12 protein-coding genes are annotated in these 16,358 nt (G+C 63.4%); 8 read left to right on the forward strand and 4 right to left on the reverse strand.

What is annotated here, in order from left to right:
- Positions 1-186 precede the first annotated feature (186 nt).
- Complete coding sequence (locus JC607_RS09905; protein ID WP_198836768.1) at positions 187-999, forward strand: HugZ family protein; 813 nt, start codon at positions 187-189, stop codon at positions 997-999.
- Positions 1,000-1,177: 178 nt separating this feature from the next.
- Positions 1,178-3,298 (forward strand): TonB-dependent receptor domain-containing protein, encoded by a 2,121-nt coding sequence (locus JC607_RS09910; protein ID WP_198836769.1) that lies wholly within the window; start codon positions 1,178-1,180, stop codon positions 3,296-3,298.
- Positions 3,299-3,362: 64 nt separating this feature from the next.
- Here the strand turns inward: JC607_RS09910 and JC607_RS09915 are convergent, their stop codons facing one another.
- Positions 3,363-5,036 (reverse strand): ABC transporter ATP-binding protein/permease, encoded by a 1,674-nt coding sequence (locus tag JC607_RS09915; protein WP_198836770.1) that lies wholly within the window; start codon positions 5,034-5,036, stop codon positions 3,363-3,365.
- Positions 5,037-5,342: 306 nt separating this feature from the next.
- On the opposite strand from JC607_RS09915, the gene JC607_RS09920 reads away from it, so the two are divergent.
- Positions 5,343-6,104 carry a HugZ family protein gene (locus JC607_RS09920; protein WP_198836771.1) on the forward strand — a complete coding sequence of 254 codons (762 nt, stop codon included), beginning with the start codon at positions 5,343-5,345 and terminating at the stop codon, positions 6,102-6,104.
- Positions 6,105-6,174: 70 nt separating this feature from the next.
- On the opposite strand, the gene JC607_RS09925 is transcribed toward JC607_RS09920, so the two are convergent.
- Both JC607_RS09925 and efp read right to left on the reverse strand, forming a co-directional pair.
- A complete protein-coding gene (locus JC607_RS09925; protein ID WP_198836772.1) occupies positions 6,175-6,972 on the reverse strand; it encodes an alpha/beta hydrolase in 798 nt (265 codons plus the stop codon).
- Between the two features lie 277 nt (positions 6,973-7,249).
- Positions 7,250-7,816, reverse strand: coding sequence for an elongation factor P (gene efp / locus JC607_RS09930; RefSeq protein WP_198836773.1), 567 nt, complete (start codon positions 7,814-7,816; stop codon positions 7,250-7,252).
- A 113-nt stretch (positions 7,817-7,929) separates the two neighbouring features.
- Here efp and epmA point away from each other — a divergent pair, with 113 nt between their 5' ends.
- From epmA to JC607_RS09955, 5 genes are all read left to right on the forward strand, one after another.
- Positions 7,930-8,988 carry an EF-P lysine aminoacylase EpmA gene (gene epmA / locus JC607_RS09935; protein ID WP_233092839.1) on the forward strand — a complete coding sequence of 353 codons (1,059 nt, stop codon included), beginning with the start codon at positions 7,930-7,932 and terminating at the stop codon, positions 8,986-8,988.
- Between the two features lie 178 nt (positions 8,989-9,166).
- Complete coding sequence (obgE, locus tag JC607_RS09940; protein ID WP_198836774.1) at positions 9,167-10,192, forward strand: GTPase ObgE; 1,026 nt, start codon at positions 9,167-9,169, stop codon at positions 10,190-10,192.
- Between the two features lie 8 nt (positions 10,193-10,200).
- Entirely contained in the window at positions 10,201-11,322 is a 1,122-nt protein-coding gene (proB, locus tag JC607_RS09945) for a glutamate 5-kinase (RefSeq protein WP_198836775.1), read from the forward strand.
- A 105-nt stretch (positions 11,323-11,427) separates the two neighbouring features.
- A complete protein-coding gene (locus JC607_RS09950; protein WP_198836776.1) occupies positions 11,428-12,687 on the forward strand; it encodes a glutamate-5-semialdehyde dehydrogenase in 1,260 nt (419 codons plus the stop codon).
- 167 nt (positions 12,688-12,854) lie between these two features.
- On the forward strand, positions 12,855-14,147 hold the full coding sequence (locus JC607_RS09955; RefSeq protein ID WP_198836777.1) for a DUF3422 family protein: 1,293 nt from the start codon (positions 12,855-12,857) through the stop codon (positions 14,145-14,147).
- A 72-nt stretch (positions 14,148-14,219) separates the two neighbouring features.
- Here the strand turns inward: JC607_RS09955 and JC607_RS09960 are convergent, their stop codons facing one another.
- Positions 14,220-16,199, reverse strand: a complete 1,980-nt coding sequence (locus JC607_RS09960; protein WP_198836778.1) for a calcium-binding protein — start codon at positions 16,197-16,199, stop codon at positions 14,220-14,222.
- Positions 16,200-16,358 lie beyond the last annotated feature (159 nt).

Consider the following 16,358-nt stretch of genomic DNA (forward strand, 5'->3'; position numbering starts at 1 on the left):
GGGAAAGGGACACATGCGGCCTCAATCAGAATAGCGCAACAAAGCCGATCCAGGTCGGCGGTAGGGGCCATTCTTCCCTCCCGGGACACCAGTGCCCGGGGGCTTGAAGCAGGCCCCGCCTCCGGGATAGGGTTCTGGCAGATGCCAGCCATCCGGCAAGCCGACCGACCTGCCGGAGAGTGAACCATGGGCGCCAGCGCCATCACCCCGCGCCGCGTGCCGATCAACCAGACCGCCGCCGCGCCTTTCGATGCCCGCCAGATGGCGCGCGATCTCCTGCGCAGCTGCCGCAGCATTGCGCTGGCGACGCTCGATCAGCACAGCGGCTATCCTTACAGCACGGTGACCAATCTCTCGGTGGAACCCGATGGCAGCCCGCTGTTCTATGCTGCGGGGATCTCGCTGCATGCGCGCAATATCCTCGCCGATCCGCGGATCTCGATGACGCTGGCCCAGGCCGAGGGGCTGGATGTGGTCAGCGAAAGGCGGATGACGCTGGTTGGGCGCGCGCTCCCGCTTGAGGGCGAGGCCGCGCACATCGCGGGCGAGCGATACCGGCGCCGCTTTCCCAAGGCTTCGGCCTATATCCCTCTGAAAGACACTATGTTTTTCCGGGTGGCGGTCGAGGCGATCCATTTCAATGGCGGGGCCGCGCGCAATACCGATCAGCTGACAGTGGCGGATCTGCATTGCGATCTCGCCGGTGCCGATGATCTGATGCGCCATGAGGCCGAAGAGATCGCCCGCCTCCAGGCCGATCGCGAGAGTTTCGCCTTTCTGACCGCGAAAGCGGGCGGCGCGCGCGGGCGCTGGCGGATCGCAACCATCGATCCCGAGGGGATCGACCTGGCGGCTGAACGCGCCCTGTACAGGATCTGGTTTCCGCAGCGCGTCACCAGCCGGGCAGAGCTGCGCGCGATGCTCGCGGGGCTGTGCGCCCAGGCCCGGGGGGCGCTGCCTGCCGTGGCGGCGATGCCGCAACTTCGGGGGAAACTTTAATCTCTGTTTAATAAATGCGCGCCGCCACATTGCCCCGGACGAGACTATTTCCTAAAACGCTGGCGCCCGGGCGTGATGCGTCCGGCACCAGACACGATCCGAGACAGTTGGGCCAGGATATCTGTGGCTCCGGCGATCCAGGGGAAGTCATTTCCCTGAGTCAGATCCGGAGACAGCAATGTCCTATCCTCATGGCGCATATCCGCGCCTTTTCTCGACCCGTTTCCTCGCGCTTTTGCTGGGCAGCAGCATCCTGGCGCAATACCCGCTTTCCGCCACCGCGCAGACCACAGGTGAAGACGAGACCAGCACGGCGGTGCCGCATAACCTGGGCACCATCTTCCTGACCGGCGAAGGGCTTACGCTCGGCGTCGCAGGCGATGCGGTCTATGAGACGCCGGCCCCGGTCAGCGCGATTTCCGGCGCCGATATCCTTGGCCGCTATTCCGGCAATGCCCAGACCGCCTTGCGCGCAATCCCCGGTGTGTTTTCGCGCCAGCAGGCCAACCAGCCGGGGATCGAGGTCAATATTCGTGGCATGAGCGGCTATGGCCGGGTCACCGCGATGATCGACGGCGTGCCGCAGACCTTCAGGAATATCGGCGGCCACGAATCCTCCGGCGGCTCTATGCTTTATGTGCATCCCGAACTGACCGGCGCGGTCGAAGTGGTGCGCGGCCCGGTTTCGGGCGCCCATGGATCCGGTACGCTGACGGGGGCTGCGAATTTCCGCACGCTCGCGATTGATGATATTGTGCCGGAGGGCGAGACGCGTGGCGGGATGCTGCGGCTGAAAGGCGGCTCGAACGGCTATGACCAGTCGGGGATGCTGGCTTACGGGCAGCGCTTTACCGGCCTTTGGGGCGGCGACGGCGAGGTCAATGTGATGGCCGCGATCGCCCATACCTCGCAAAGCGATTACGAGAATGGCGACGGGATCGTGGTCGCGGGCAAGGGCGTCTCGAATTCGCCGAAGGGCGGGCTGATGAAATTCGAGGTCAAGCCGAATTCCGAACATACATTCGCATTCGGCACCCGCTGGTATCGCAACCAGTTCATCAATTCGAATTACAACTGGGATATCGACAACCAGACCGATACGCTGTCCTGGAAATGGCGGCCGGACAATCAGTGGATCAATCTTGATCTCGAGCTGTTCCATAATGAGGAAGAGCTGAACTACCGCCCCGGCTCGACCGGTGGCTATACCGGGCGGCGCACCGCCGATGTCACCAAAGGTGCGAGCCTGACGAACCATGCCAATGTCGATCTGTCGAATGGCGTGAACCTTGATCTGACCTTCGGCGTCAGCTGGCAGCAGAACGACTTCAGAACCTATGAGCGGCGCGGTGGCAACCATCCGGGAACACTCGACAAATCTTCGCTGTTTTCCGAAGCGGTGGCCGATTTCGGCCGCTGGAGCCTGATCGGTGGTCTGCGCTATGACCATTGGGAGGTTTCGGGCACCCGGACGGCTCCGGCGAATGAATATGTCGAAAGGTCGGGTGGTGAAGTGCTGCCGAAGCTCGGTCTCTCCTTTGATCTGACACCGGAGATCGAGCTTTACGGCACCTATTCCCACACCTTCCGGCCGCCAAGCTCGCATGAGGTGTTCTACGCCAATGTGCCGTTCAACACCGGTGTCGGCAGCTCGAACAACAACAATCTGGATCTGAAGCCGGAACTGTCGAAAGGCGTTGACCTCGGCGTGAACTGGCGGCGTGACGGTCTGTTCAGCGCCGATGACCAGGTGAGGCTGAAGGTTGGTTACTTCAACAACCGGATCAAAAACTACATCGTCAATGATCTGCAGGGTGGCGTGGTACGCTGGGTGAATACCGATGGCACGGTGAAAAGCCATGGCGTCGAGATCGAGGGCTCTTATGATGCCGGGCTCTATTACGTCAATATCGGGTATTCCGACAGCAAGACCGATGATGTGCCGACGGGCTTCGGCACCGGTGGCGGCAATGGGGAAGGCTCGATCCAGCCTGACCGCGTGGCGACCGTGGATTTCGGTGTGCGGCTCATGGATCAGCGGCTGCAACTGGGCGCGCAATATCGCTATGTCGGCACCGGCAAAGAGGCCGAGTTCTTCAATGGCTGGCAGGAGACCGCAGCCTATGACCTCTGGGATCTCTATGGCAGCTATAAGATCAATGACACGGTTCAGGCCTTTTTCTCGGTCGAGAATGTCACCGACAAGACCTATGGCTATGCCGGTTCGGGGCTGAACAATTACCGGTCTGAATCCGGCCGGGGCCGGACCTTTATCATGGGGATGACCGCGCGGTTCTGATCGGATATCGCGACTGAAACGGGCCGGCCCTGTCATGCGGGGCCGGCCTTTTTCATGTTCTCTGTCAGCCCAGCGTCAGGCGCTGACAGGTTCCAGGCGCCTTCGGCACGTCATGTGAGACACAAAGGATCATCGCCTCCGGCAGTTCACGGGTCAACAGCGCCAGCATCTCTTCCGCCGCTGCCGCATCGAGGGCGCTGGTGGCCTCGTCCAGGATGACAAAGCCGGGCCGTACCAGCAAAAGCCGTGCAAAGCCGAGCCGCTGGCGCTCGCCCCCGGAAAGGGTCCTGAGGGGCGTATCGGGGGAAACAGCGCCAAGCCCGGTCAGGCGCAGCGCCGCCTCGATCTGCAAAGGATCGCATTCCGCCGGGTCCAGCGGGTAGCAGGCGGCGGCGGCGAGGCTTTCGGGGAAGAGGCGCGGCTCTTGCGACAGTACGGTCGGGGCATGGGCCGGCAGCCCGATCTCGCCCTCGCCATAGGGCCAGAGGCCGGTGATCGCGGCGACAAGCGTGCTCTTGCCCTGGCCGGACGCCCCCGTGATCCAGAGCCGGTCCCCGGGCGCAAGGGTCAGATCCGGAACCGGTGCCAGCGCGCGTCCCTCAGGGGTGAAAAGACGCAGCCCGCGCAGCTGCAGCCTGCCGCTCCCGGAGGCGGCGCGGGTGATCGCCTGGGGCGGTTCCGGGCGCAGTTCTGGCCGCGCCGCTGCGGTGAAAAGGCCATCGAGACGCTCGGATACGGCCACGAACTGCGCCAGATCGCGGTAGGAAAAGATGAACCAGCTCAGTGTCGTGACAACATTCGAGAAGGCCGCCGCCAACTGCATCAGCCCGCCGAGCGTCACCGCACCCGCGAAATAGGCCGGCAGGGCAAAGAATGTTGGCACCCGCAGCACGGTCTGGAAATAGCTGCGCGAGAAAAGGCCAAAGATGAATTCGCGCCGGATCAGCTGGTTCCAGTTGACACGCAAGGCGCCGAAAAGCCGCAAGAGCCGCCGCGTCTCGGCCGCTTCGCCCCCCGATTGCGCGATGGGGCTGGCCTCTTCCCGCAGCTGGACCAGGGCATGGCGGAAATCGGCCTCGCGCTTTTCCTGGGTGAAAAGCAGGGTCTTCAGCGGCCGGCCAAGGAAATGCGTCGCAAGCGAGGATATGGCCACATAGAGAAAGGCAAGGATTACCATATATCTATGAATTTTAATATCATGTCCTGCGATGCTGAAGCTGAGAGTGAAGTCTGAAAGGGTCCAGAGCAGGGTGACATAAGAGATCAGCGCCACGATGTTCGAGATCAGATCGAGGGTCTCGATCAGCAGTTTCTCGGCGAAAACCCGGCAATCCTCGGCCACGCGCTGGTCAGGATTGTCGACCGGCACTGCCGAAAATCCCGGCCTGAGATACCAATAGGCCCGGCGCCCGACCCAGAGGTCCAGGGCGCGCGTGGTCAGCCGGCTGCGCAGCCGCATCAAAAGCCGTTTGCGCAGCCATTCTCCGATAAGGAAAATCGCAACCGAAGTCATGGTGAGCGCGAAGAACACCCCGATCTGACGCATCGCCTCGGCGGCGTTCATCTGTTCGAGTGCATCGAAAAAGGCCTTGTTCCAGGCAATGGTCCGGAGCGAGATCCAGACGCCGGCGAATTGCAGCCCCAGAACGATGGAATAGGTGAAAAGGGCAATCGACGTCCCCGGGCCGGAGAGCGCGATTTTGGTCAGCCGCCAGATGCGGCCTGCGAGCTGTCTCATATCTGTCCGCTTTATATGCGCGCCGCAGGTCTCAACGATGGCGCGGCAGGGCGTCAGCGGGAGAGGATGCGGATCTGTTGCAGGGGCCGCTCGGGGCTCGCGCTTATGTCACGGTCACGGGGCCTTCTTCTCAGGAAGGGCCCGCCCGGACCGGCTGGCGGCAAGGGACTGTCCCTGCGCTAGCAATTTGTCGCAGGGGTCGCAATATGGTCTTTCGCATGCAGGGCGGGCTGGCTATCGTCCGCCGCGCCGTAGCCCGAGTTCCAGCCAGCGGATTTGTGACCAAAGGCTATCCGGAGATCTCCCATGCCAGGCATAGACGCCGCCATCACTCCGCGTGATATCGAAATCAATCCGGGCGCAGCTGCGGCATTCGATCCGCGAGGGGCGGGCCAGGTGCTTTTGCACGAAAGCCGCAATGCCGCGCTCTCGACGCTGGATCCCGGCGGGTTTCCTTATGGTGTGGTGACCAATATCCTGCCCGATTACGATGGCAGCCCGGTGTTTTTCACCGCGCGGCTGGCGCTGCATGCAAGAAATATCGCAGCCGATGACCGGGTCTCGCTGGCGCTCGCAGGTTTTGACAGGCCGGACGCGCTGACGCAGCCGAGAATGACGCTGGTGGGCCATTCAAGGCGGGTCGGACCGGAGCGGATGGCGGCGCTGAGCGCGCGCTTTGCGGCGCGGTTTCCGAAAGCGAAGCTCTATCTGCAACTCCCCGATGCGGCGCTGTTCCGGATCGAGGTGCTGGGCGTCACTGTCGGTGGCGGCCCCGGGCGCAATGCCGCGGATATCGGGTTTGACGCGTTTCGCATCGACCTTTCCGGGGCGGAGGGGCTGATCGCGGATGAGGGCGCGGTTCTGGCAGAGCTGAATGCCGCACCGGCACGACTGGGCGCGATGGCTGTTGGCGCCGGGGCTGCGGCGGGGCGCTGGAAGGCGATTGCACTGGACCCGGCCGGCCTGATTCTGGCCTCGGGCGAGCGGCTTTTGCGGGTGGATCTGCCGGAGCGGGTGGTGACGGCCGCGGGTTTTGCGGCTGCGCTCGCGCGGCTGGCGGGCGGCTGAGCGTGCCGGGGGGCGAGGGTGAGGGGGCCAGCCCCCTCAGACCCCCGGAGTATTCAGGTCAAGAGGAAGATCAGAGCGCGAGGAGCGCGGTTGTCAGGCTGGAGCTGGGATCAGCGAGGGCGTCGGACACGTTTAAGTGGTGTTTGCCCGGGGCTGCGGACCAGGGGCAGGACCATTCCTCCGAGAGGATACGGGCCTGGGCGAGGAAGGCGGGGCGCTCCTCTGCGCCGACATGGATATGGGCGGAGATGCCGGGGGCGAGCCTGAGGCGCGCGGGGCTTTCGCGGGCGGCCTCGTCTGCGGTGATCCGCAGCGTCTCATTCATTTTCGTGGCCATCAGCGGGCCGAGTTCGCTGAGGGGCGAGATCGGGACGGTGCGGGCGATGGGCAGGGCAAGATCGGTGCAGGCAAGGCGCGCGGCCAGGTGTCCGCCGGCGGAATGGCCGGTTGCGATGACCGGGCCGGGATGGTCTTGCACGATCAGCCGGGTGAGATGGGCCATCTCCTGCACGATCTGCGTGAGGCTTGCATCGGGGGCGAGGCTGTAGGACGGCATGACGACACGCCAGCCATGCGCGAGCGGGCCGGCGGCGAGATGCGACCAGCTCTCGCGGCCAAAGGCCATCCAGTAACCGCCATGAATGAAGAGGACGGTACCGAGGGCCGTGCCTTCCGGCTCGAAGAGGTCATAGTATTGGCGTGACCCGGTGCCATAGGGCAGATCAGGACGCGCCCTTGCACCGAGACTGTCCCGGAAGGCATGGGCCATTGCGGCCCAGCGGGCGGGAAAGAGTGCGGCATCTGTGATGAAGGCGCCATTGGCATAGTCACGGTCAGGATCGGGCCAGGCATAGGGCGGGCGCGTCATTCAGCTCATCCTCTCCGGGTCTCTGCCCGTAAACGGGCGAATGGCCCTTCCTGAGGTATAGACCGGCTCCTGCAGCAGGAACAGAAGATCGTCGGGTGCATGGTGCCGCTGACAAAGGACCTTATGGCCGGACGCGTCGAGGCGGGGGCACCCGTCTGGTCGGGGGCGGCGGCAGCCCGGCTCCGCTTCGTGGCGGGGCGCATGAGAAAAGGGGCAGGGCGTCCGGCCCTGCCCCTTTTGGATGGGATTTTACCGATGCTCCGGCGCAGGCCCGCGATCAGTCTTTCGCGCGTTCCACATAGGAATTGTCATCGGTATTGATGACGATGCGGGTCTCGGCGCCGATATGGGCCGGCACCATCACCCGCAGCCCCGAGGTGGTCATCGCGGGCTTATAGGAGGACGAGGCGGTCTGGCCTTTGACGACCGGCTCGGTCTCGGCGATTTCGACGGTGATCTTTTGCGGCACTTCGATGGCGATGGGCGCGCCCTCATAGGTCTTGACGTAGCAACGCATGCCTTCGGTCAGATAGACCTTGCTGTCGCCCATGACGTCGGCGGTGACCACGACCTGGTCATAGCTTTCGGGCTGCATGAAATGGAAGCCCTCGCCATCCTCATAGAGGAAGTCGTAATCGCGTTCGTCCACGGTGGCCTTTTCGACCTGGTCGGTGGTTTTCCAGCGTTCCGAGACCTTCACCCCGTCCGAGATGCGGCGCATATCGACGGAGGTCGTGGGGGTGCCTTTGCCGGGACGATAGGTTTCGGCCGAAAGGACGGCGTAGAGCTTGCCGTCCACCTCAACCACATTGCCCTTGCGAAGCGATGACGCGATGACTTTCACGGGTGAATATCCTTTGATATGCGGATGCGCGACCGGGAAGGCTGAAGGCTCCGGCCAGCGATTGCGCTCCGGTTAGCGTATGATGTGTCAGATTTCCAGCAGGAATGGCGAAGATGAGCGGCAGAGACGGCGAAATGCGTGATCCGGGCCAGGGTCAGTGGTGGCAGCCGTCGCGCCATGCGGACCGGCGCCCGGCCTTGCTGGAGCGCAACCGCATCCAGGCGCGGATCAGGTCATGGCTGGCGGAAGAGGGGTTTACCGAGGTTGATCCGGCAGGATTGCAGGTCAGCCCGGGCAATGAGGCGCATCTGCACGCCTTCCGCACCACGGCCATCGGCAATGATGGCGGCCTGCGCGAGATGTATCTGCATACCTCGCCGGAATTTGCGATGAAGCGGCTGCTGGCGGCTGGTGAGACCCGGATTCACGCCTTTTCGCATGTCTGGCGCAATCGCGAGCGCGGGGTCTTGCATGAGCCGGAATTCACCATGCTGGAATGGTACCGGGTCGGCGAGGATTACACCCGGCTGATGGAGGATATCGCGGCCTGGGCGCGGCTTGCGCAGCCGGACGGGGTTTTGCGCTTTCGCGATCGGGTCTGTGATCCGGGCCTGCCCTATGAGCGGCTGAGTGTTGCGGAGGCGTTTTCGCGCCATGCCGGGATTGATCTCATGGCGACGATGGATGCGGCGGGCGTCACCGATGCGGCGGCGCTGGCGGCGCAGATGGACCGCGCAGGGATCCGCCATATGGCGGGCGAGACCTGGTCGGATCTGTTCAGCCGGGTGCTTTCGGAGCGGGTCGAGCCGCATCTGGGGCTGGGGCGGCTGACGGTGCTCGATCATTATCCGGCCTGTGAGGCGGCGCTGGCACGGCGCGTGCCGGGGGAGGCGCGTCTGGCCGAACGCTTCGAGGTCTATGCCTGCGGGGTGGAGCTGGCAAATGGCTTTGGCGAATTGACCGATCCGGTGGAGCAGCGGGCGCGGTTTGAGGAAGAGATGGCGCTCAAGGCGCGGATCTACGGCGAGACCTATCCGATTGATGAGGATTTTCTGGCGGCGCTGGCGCTGATGCCGCCAGCGGCGGGCTGCGCGCTTGGGTTTGACCGGCTGGTGATGCTGGCTCTGGGGGCGCCAAGGATTGCGGATGTGATCTGGGTGCCTGCCGGGTGACGGGGGAAGCCGGGCAGGGGGGCGCTGCCCCCGTCTGCTGATCGCAGACTCCCCCGGGATATTTTCAGACAGAAAATGAACCGGAGCTGCGAGAAAGGGCTGCGTCGCTTGAGGTGGGGGCGCTTCTCCTGTATCGGCTGGGGGAAAGTGCCCTGCGCCCGTTCTGAAAGATGCCCAGATGAAATTCCTCGATCTTGCCAAAGTCTATATCCGCTCGGGCGGCGGCGGTGCGGGCTGTGTCTCGTTCCGGCGCGAGAAGTTCATCGAATTCGGCGGACCGGATGGCGGCGATGGCGGGCGTGGCGGTTCGGTCTGGGCGGTGGCGGTCGAGGGGCTGAACACGCTGATCGATTATCGCTACCAGCAGCATTTCTTTGCCAAAAACGGCCAGCATGGCATGGGCAGTCAGAAGACCGGCAAATCGGGCGATGATATTATCCTGAAAGTGCCGCTGGGGACCGAGATCCTGGACGAGGATGAGGAAACCGTGCTCGCGGATCTGACCGAGCCGGGGCAGCGGGTGCTGCTGGCCCAGGGCGGCAATGGCGGCTGGGGCAATCTGCAGTTCAAATCCTCGACCAACCGCTCGCCCAACCGGGCCAATCCGGGGATTCCCGGGGTGGAGCGGACGATCTGGCTCAGGCTGAAGCTGATCGCCGATGCGGGGCTGGTGGGGCTGCCGAATGCGGGCAAGTCGACATTCCTCGCCGCCGTGTCGAATGCGCGGCCAAAAATCGCGGATTACCCCTTCACGACTCTGGTGCCGAACCTTGGTGTGGTGGGCATTGACGGACGCGAATTCGTGATGGCCGATATTCCGGGGCTGATCGAGGGGGCGTCAGAAGGGCGCGGCCTTGGCACGCAGTTCCTCGCCCATGTCGAGCGCTGCAAGGTGTTGTTGCATCTGGTGGACGGGACGTCTTCGACCATCACCAAAGATTACCGCACGATTGTGACGGAACTGGAGGCCTATTCCGAAATCTTAGGCGACAAGCCCCGCATTCTGGCGCTGAACAAGACCGATGCGATGGATGCGAAGCAGATCTCGGATCGCAGGCGCGCGCTGGAGAAAGCGAGCGGCGGCCCGGTCTATGTGATTTCGGGCGCGGCCCAGAAGGGGATCACCGAAGTGTTGCGGGCATTGATGGCAGAGATCCGGATGACCGGAGTGGAAGAAGAGGAAAGCGGGCCGTGGCAGCCCTGAGCGACAGAATGAGCGTTTTGCAGGCGCCCGATATCCGGGCCGCGCGTCGTCTTGTGGTGAAGATCGGCTCGGCCTTGCTGGTCGACCGCGCAAAGGGGCTGCGCCAGGCCTGGTTGTCTGCGCTTGCGCTGGATGTGGCAGAGGCGCGGGTTCGCGGCACCCAGGTGGTGCTGGTCTCGTCGGGTTCGATCGCGCTTGGGCGGATGGTGCTGGGGCTGCCGGCCTCGGGCGAGCTGTCTTTGGAACAGGCCCAGGCGGCGGCGGCGGTCGGGCAGATCCGGCTGGCGCGCGCCTATGAAGAGGTGCTGGCGCCGCATGGTATCACCACGGCGCAGATTCTTGTGACGCTGGAAGATACTGCCGACCGGCGCCGCTATCTGAACAGCCGCGCGACGATGGAGACGCTGCTGGGGCTTGGCGTCGTGCCGATTGTCAATGAAAACGACACAGTCGCCACTGATGAGATCCGGTTTGGCGACAATGATAGGCTGGCGGCGCAGATCGCGGTGACGGCGGGGGCGGATCAGCTGGTGCTTTTGTCGGATGTGGATGGATTCTATTCCGCCAATCCGAAGGAAGATCCGACGGCGGTGCGCTTCGATCTGGTGGATCACATCACGCCCGCGATCGAGGCGATGGCGGGGGATCCGATCTCCGGGCTCTCGAAGGGGGGCATGAAGACCAAGCTGATGGCGGCGAAGACTGCCGTTGCCGGGGGCTGCGCCATGGCGATCATGGAAGGCTCGCCCCTGCGGCCGCTGAAAGCGCTGGCCGAAGGGGCGAACCGGACCTGGTTCGTCGCCGAGGCCGATCCGCAGGCGGCGCGCAAACGCTGGATCAATGCGATGAAGGAAAAGGGCCGGGTCCGGGTGGATGAGGGCGCGGTGAAGGCGCTGCGCCAGGGCAAGAGCCTGCTCCCCGCCGGAGTGGTCGCGGTTGAGGGGCGGTTCGGGCGCGGCGAGCCGGTGGGGATCATCGGGCCCGCAGGCGAAGCGCTTGGCAAGGGCCTGATCCGCTATACATCTGACGAGGCACGGGCGATTGCCGGGCATCGCTCGGGCGAGATTGAGGCGATCCTGGGCTATCAGGGCCGGGCGGCTTTGGTGCATCGCGATGATATGGTGATGTGATCTGGCGGGGCGGAGCCAGGGCGGGTCTGACAGCCGGGGGCCAGCCCCCGGACCCCCGGGAGTATTTAAGTCAAGAGAAAGGCCTGAGAAGGAAGAGGTGAGGCGATGGATGGTCAGTTTCTGGATCTGATGACACGGATTGGATCGGCGGCGCGTGAGGCGGCGGCGGAACTGGCTTTTGCCCCACCAGAGCAGAAGACGGCGGGTTTGCTTGCGGCGGCGGATGCGATTGACGGCAGTGTTGATCTGATCCTTGACGCCAATGCGAAGGATATGGATTTCGCGCGCGGGAAGGGGATCTCGCCCGCCATGCTCGACCGGCTGCGGCTGGATGGGGGGCGTGTGGCAGGGATTGCCGCTGCGCTGCGCGAGGTGGCGCGCCAGCCTGATCCGGTGGGCCGCGTGCTTGAGGAATGGGACCGGCCCAACGGGCTGCAGATCCGGCGGGTGGCGACGCCTTTAGGCGTGGTTGGCGTGATCTATGAAAGCCGGCCCAATGTCACGGCGGATGCCGGGGCCCTGTGTCTGAAGGCCGGCAATGCCGTGATTTTGCGCGGCGGCTCGGAGAGCTTCCATTCCTCGGTCGCGATCCATGGCTGTATGGTGCTGGGGCTGAAAAAGGCCGGACTGCCGGAGGCCGCGATCCAGCTGGTGCCGGTCAGGGACCGCGATATGGTCTCGGCCATGCTGACGGCGGTGGACTATATCGACGTGATCGTGCCGCGGGGCGGCAAGGGGCTCGTGGGCCTTGTGCAGCGCGAGGCGCGGGTGCCGGTTTTCGCGCATCTGGAAGGCATTTGCCATGTCTATGCCGATGGCGCGGCGGATCTGGAAAAGGCGCGGCGCGTGGTGCTGAACGCCAAGACCAGGCGCACGGGCATCTGTGGCTCGGCTGAATGTCTGCTGATTGACCGGGCGTTTTATGCGAAACACGGTGCGGTGCTGATCGAGGATCTGGTGAAGGCCGGGGTCGAGGTCAGGACCGAGGGTGAATTGCTGCAGGTCTCTGGCACGGTCGAGGCGCAACTCGATGATTTCGGGCGCGAATTCCTGGATATGATCATCGCGGCCAAACTGGTTGACGGGGTGGACGGCGCGATTGCCCATATCCGCCGCTATGGATCGAACCATACGGAAGCGGTGCTGACCGAGGATGATGCGGTGGCCGAGCGCTTTTTCCAGCGGCTCGATTCGGCGATCCTGATGCGCAATGCCTCGACCCAGTTCGCCGATGGTGGCGAGTTCGGGATGGGGGGCGAGATCGGGATTGCCACCGGCAAGATGCATGCGCGCGGGCCGGTCGGTGCCGCACAATTGTGCAGCTTCAAATATCTTGTGACCGGCGACGGCACCATTCGCGGCTGAGCGGCACGCGACCGGCACCGAATGGGCGCCAATGGGCGTCAGACTGCCGGAAGGGCCTTGTCATTACGGCAACATATCGCCCGCATAGCCCGGTATGCGGGCTTTGTGCTGGCGGTATCGGTTCTCCCGGGCGTAACCCGGCCTGATCTCAACTTATGAGCGAAGACATGCCTCCTGTGACCGACCATCCGCTCCGCTATGCCACGGTGAATGAGCTGCATGCCCGGCCTTTCCCGGCGCTGGACCTGCCCTGCACCGCTGTGATGATGGCTTTCAAGGAGCCGGTGGATGCCGCAGGGCGCGACCGGGACCGCGACCGCGATCATCTGATCGACCTGATCGACCGCAATGGCGGCGCCCATCCGCAGCCCGATGCCACGCATTTCTCGGGCCCGATCGGCCGGACCGAGCTGAAATGGGAAAGCCATACCGAATTCGTGACCTATTCGGCCTTTACGCCGGGCGTCTCGTCGCGCCCCTTTGATCCGGCCGAGACGGAAGTATTCCCCGAGGATTGGGTGCAGGCGGCGCCGGGCGGGCGGATTGCCTCGGTGCTGATCCGCATCGAGCATATGCCCGCGAGCATGGGCGAGCTTTTCGCCCGCTGCGAGGACTGGTTCGTGCCTGAAAGCCTCGCCTTGTCAAAAGTGGTTGACGGGGCGGCGGTGATCGCCGGCGATTTCCGCATTGATCCGGCAGGAAATATGCGTTTCGCGGTGTTCATCCGCCCCGGCACCGGGCGGCGGCGGATCGGGCGGATCGTGCAGCGCCTGTGCGAGATCGAGGTCTATCGCGCCATGTCGATGCTGGGGCTTTTGCGGGCGCGCGATCTGTCGGGCAAGCTCAACCAGCTGGACCCGCGGCTTTCGGCACTGGTTTCGGGGCTGGATACCACGGGGGGCAAGGGGCCGGCGCCCGAGGCCGCTTTGCATGATCTGTTGTCGATTTCCTCCGAGCTTGAGCGGCTGGCGGTGCGGGTCTCGTTCCGCTTTGGCGCGACGGCGGCCTATGAGGCGATCCTGAACCAGCGCATCCAGGTCTTGCGCGAGGAACGGCTTGAGGGGCGGCAGACCTTTGGCGAGTTCATGATGCGCCGCTATGATCCGGCGATGCGGACGGTGAAATCGGCCCAGGCACGGCTGGAGACGCTGTCGACCCGGGCAGAGCGCGCCGCAGAGCTTTTGCGCACCCGCGTCGATGTTGACCGCTCGGCGCAGAACCAGCGGCTGTTGGAAAGCATGGACCGCCGCGCCGATCTGGCGCTCCGGCTGCAACATACGGTCGAGGGGCTTTCGGTGGTGGCGATCAGCTATTACGCGGTGAGCCTTGCGTCTTACGCACTGTATCCGCTGGGGAAACTCGCGGGGCTGTCGAAAGAGATGATGACGGCGGCGCTGGTTGTGCCGGTGCTTGCGCTGGTCTGGCTGGGCCTGCGCCGGATCCGGAAGAGCTTTCACTGAGACCACGGCGGCCCGGATAAAAACAGCTGGCTCCAGGGGACCTGCTGCCGGGCCAGGTGTTTGCGCGGGCGATCAGAGCAGGAAATCGCTTGCGATGAAATCGATCCCTCCGGTGAATTCAATCCGGAAATCCGCAACCCCATCGGCATCCCAGTCCGCCAGCAGCCTGGTGACCGATCCATCAACCTCATAGCGCAGCTCGTTGTAGTCATTGCTGAAAGCATCGCTGCCGATGAATATGAAGTTCCAGCCCTCGAAACTGATGCTGTCGCCCTGGGCGCGGCTGAAATCGGTGATGAGCGGGGTATTCTCGCCGTCCATGTTCCAGAACGTAAACATATCGGCACCAGCGCCACCGATGATCGTGTCTGCTCCGCCAACCAGAAAAATCCTGTCGTCGCCGGCGCCGCCATCGATGAGGTCAGCGCCGATACCGTCGCAGATCGTGTCATTCCCGGTGCCGCCGAGCAGGGTCGCCCCCGAACTGTATGTGGCATCGAGAGAATCGTCGCCGGCGCCACCATCCAGCGTGTCATTGCCACCATAACCAATGATCGTGTCATTGCCGGCGCCGCCCATCAGGAGATTGTCCCGACTGGTGCCAAAGAGCATATCATGGCCAGAGCCGCCGATCGCGGCTTCGAATTCAAAGATATTGAACTTGTAACCGTCAACGGATTCGATCCGGCCAAGATCCAGGTCGATCCACAGATCGCTGGTAAAGGGCGCCATGCTGACAGTGTCAAAATCGACGTCATCCGGGCCGGAAACCCCGCTGCCCCCGAAGATGGTGGTGACCTGGCTCTGGTCTGAGGGAGCGGTCAGGATGACGGTATCTGCGTCACGACCGAGCCGGATCACCGAGGCCCCGCCTGACCCGACGCTCACAGTGTCATTGCCGCGCCCGGTGTCGATGAATCCTGTCCATTCGGTGCTGGTCTCGACCCGGTCATTGCCGCCTCCGGTGCTGATATAGTTCACTTCGGCGTAAGCCTGGATGAAATCATTGTCGGCCCCGCTCAGGATGGTGTCGACATAGGATGCCGGGTTCAGGACACGCAGGATATTGTTGCCGTTCCCGAGATTGATGTTCCCGATCGAGCCGGTCGAATTGAACACCACAATATCGGCGCCATCACCGGTGCTGAGCGTGCCGAGCCGGGAATGGCCCAGGATCTGCACGGTGTCACTCCCGCTGCCGGTCACAATAAATTCGGCCACTGAATCGCCGAACAGCTGCACGATATTGTTGCCATGGCCGAGATTGGCCATCCCGGAAAACCCGCCATACATCAACAGCACATCATTGCCGCCATAGGCCTGAAGGCTGGAGAAACCACCGGTATTGGCGAGCATGGTAAGATTGTTGTTGCCATCGCCAAGATCGACCGAGCCGATAGAGCCGGTGACATTCAGCCGGACGAGGTCATTGCCGCCGCCCGCGAGGATATTCTGCACATAGGTGTCGCCGTTGATATGGATGATGTCATTGCCGCCGCCGGTATTGATATGGCCGACGCTGCCATTGGCGACGACCACATCGGCACCGTCATAGGCAATGATGGCCTGGGCCGATCCGGTGGCACCGATCACCGCACGGTTGTTGCCCTGGCCGAGATTGATCACACCCACGCCGGCCGTGGTGCTGACATTCACGGTATCGGCGCCATCGCCGGTATTGATGAAGGCCGCATAAGAGATGCCGGAAAAGGTCACCGTGTCATTATTGCTGCCGGTTGCGAGCGCGCCGACACGGCCCGAATTGAAGGCCACATTGTTGATGCCCGACCCCAGCAACATCAGCGCATTGATCTGCCGGCCCGAACCCGTCGCATGTTCGTTGAAGGTAACGCCAAGCGTACCGCCGGTCTGGAAGCTCCCGATCATGCTGTTGTCGCCGGCGAAAACAATATTGAGGCGCGAGGTGTCGGTGGCCCAGAAATCGGCATGGCCAAGCCAGCGATCATGGTTCCAGGTGAGAAGGGTTCCCCCGACAGTGACAGTGGTGACCCCGTTCAAAATCAGGGTGGTTGTGCTGGAAATCTGCGGCATTTTGTGCTCCGGAACGTTGGTGCAAGGAGAGTTCTGAAAAGCAAAGCGCAACCATTTACGGACATCGAAAATACGGTCCTGTGGAAAGCGTCTGGCGGCATTTCCACAAGCCTGGCATAAAAAAACGATCAAACAAGGATAAATTCGTCTGGTGCTGGC

Source organism: Paracoccus sp. IB05 (genome assembly GCF_016405985.1).
GTDB lineage: Bacteria > Pseudomonadota > Alphaproteobacteria > Rhodobacterales > Rhodobacteraceae > Pseudogemmobacter.

Excerpts from the sequence above, each read along its gene's own strand:
- JC607_RS09950 (WP_198836776.1), top strand. The coding sequence starts at position 11,428 with ATGGATGGTCAGTTTCTGGATCTGATGACACGGATTGGATCGGCGGCG.
- JC607_RS09925 (WP_198836772.1), bottom strand. The coding sequence starts at position 6,972 with ATGACGCGCCCGCCCTATGCCTGGCCCGATCCTGACCGTGACTATGCC.
- JC607_RS09915 (WP_198836770.1), bottom strand. The coding sequence starts at position 5,036 with ATGAGACAGCTCGCAGGCCGCATCTGGCGGCTGACCAAAATCGCGCTC.
- JC607_RS09910 (WP_198836769.1), top strand. The coding sequence starts at position 1,178 with ATGTCCTATCCTCATGGCGCATATCCGCGCCTTTTCTCGACCCGTTTC.
- epmA (WP_233092839.1), top strand. The coding sequence starts at position 7,930 with ATGAGCGGCAGAGACGGCGAAATGCGTGATCCGGGCCAGGGTCAGTGG.
- obgE (WP_198836774.1), top strand. The coding sequence starts at position 9,167 with ATGAAATTCCTCGATCTTGCCAAAGTCTATATCCGCTCGGGCGGCGGC.
- JC607_RS09955 (WP_198836777.1), top strand. The coding sequence starts at position 12,855 with ATGCCTCCTGTGACCGACCATCCGCTCCGCTATGCCACGGTGAATGAG.
- JC607_RS09905 (WP_198836768.1), top strand. The coding sequence starts at position 187 with ATGGGCGCCAGCGCCATCACCCCGCGCCGCGTGCCGATCAACCAGACC.
- proB (WP_198836775.1), top strand. The coding sequence starts at position 10,201 with ATGAGCGTTTTGCAGGCGCCCGATATCCGGGCCGCGCGTCGTCTTGTG.
- JC607_RS09920 (WP_198836771.1), top strand. The coding sequence starts at position 5,343 with ATGCCAGGCATAGACGCCGCCATCACTCCGCGTGATATCGAAATCAAT.
- JC607_RS09960 (WP_198836778.1), bottom strand. The coding sequence starts at position 16,199 with ATGCCGCAGATTTCCAGCACAACCACCCTGATTTTGAACGGGGTCACC.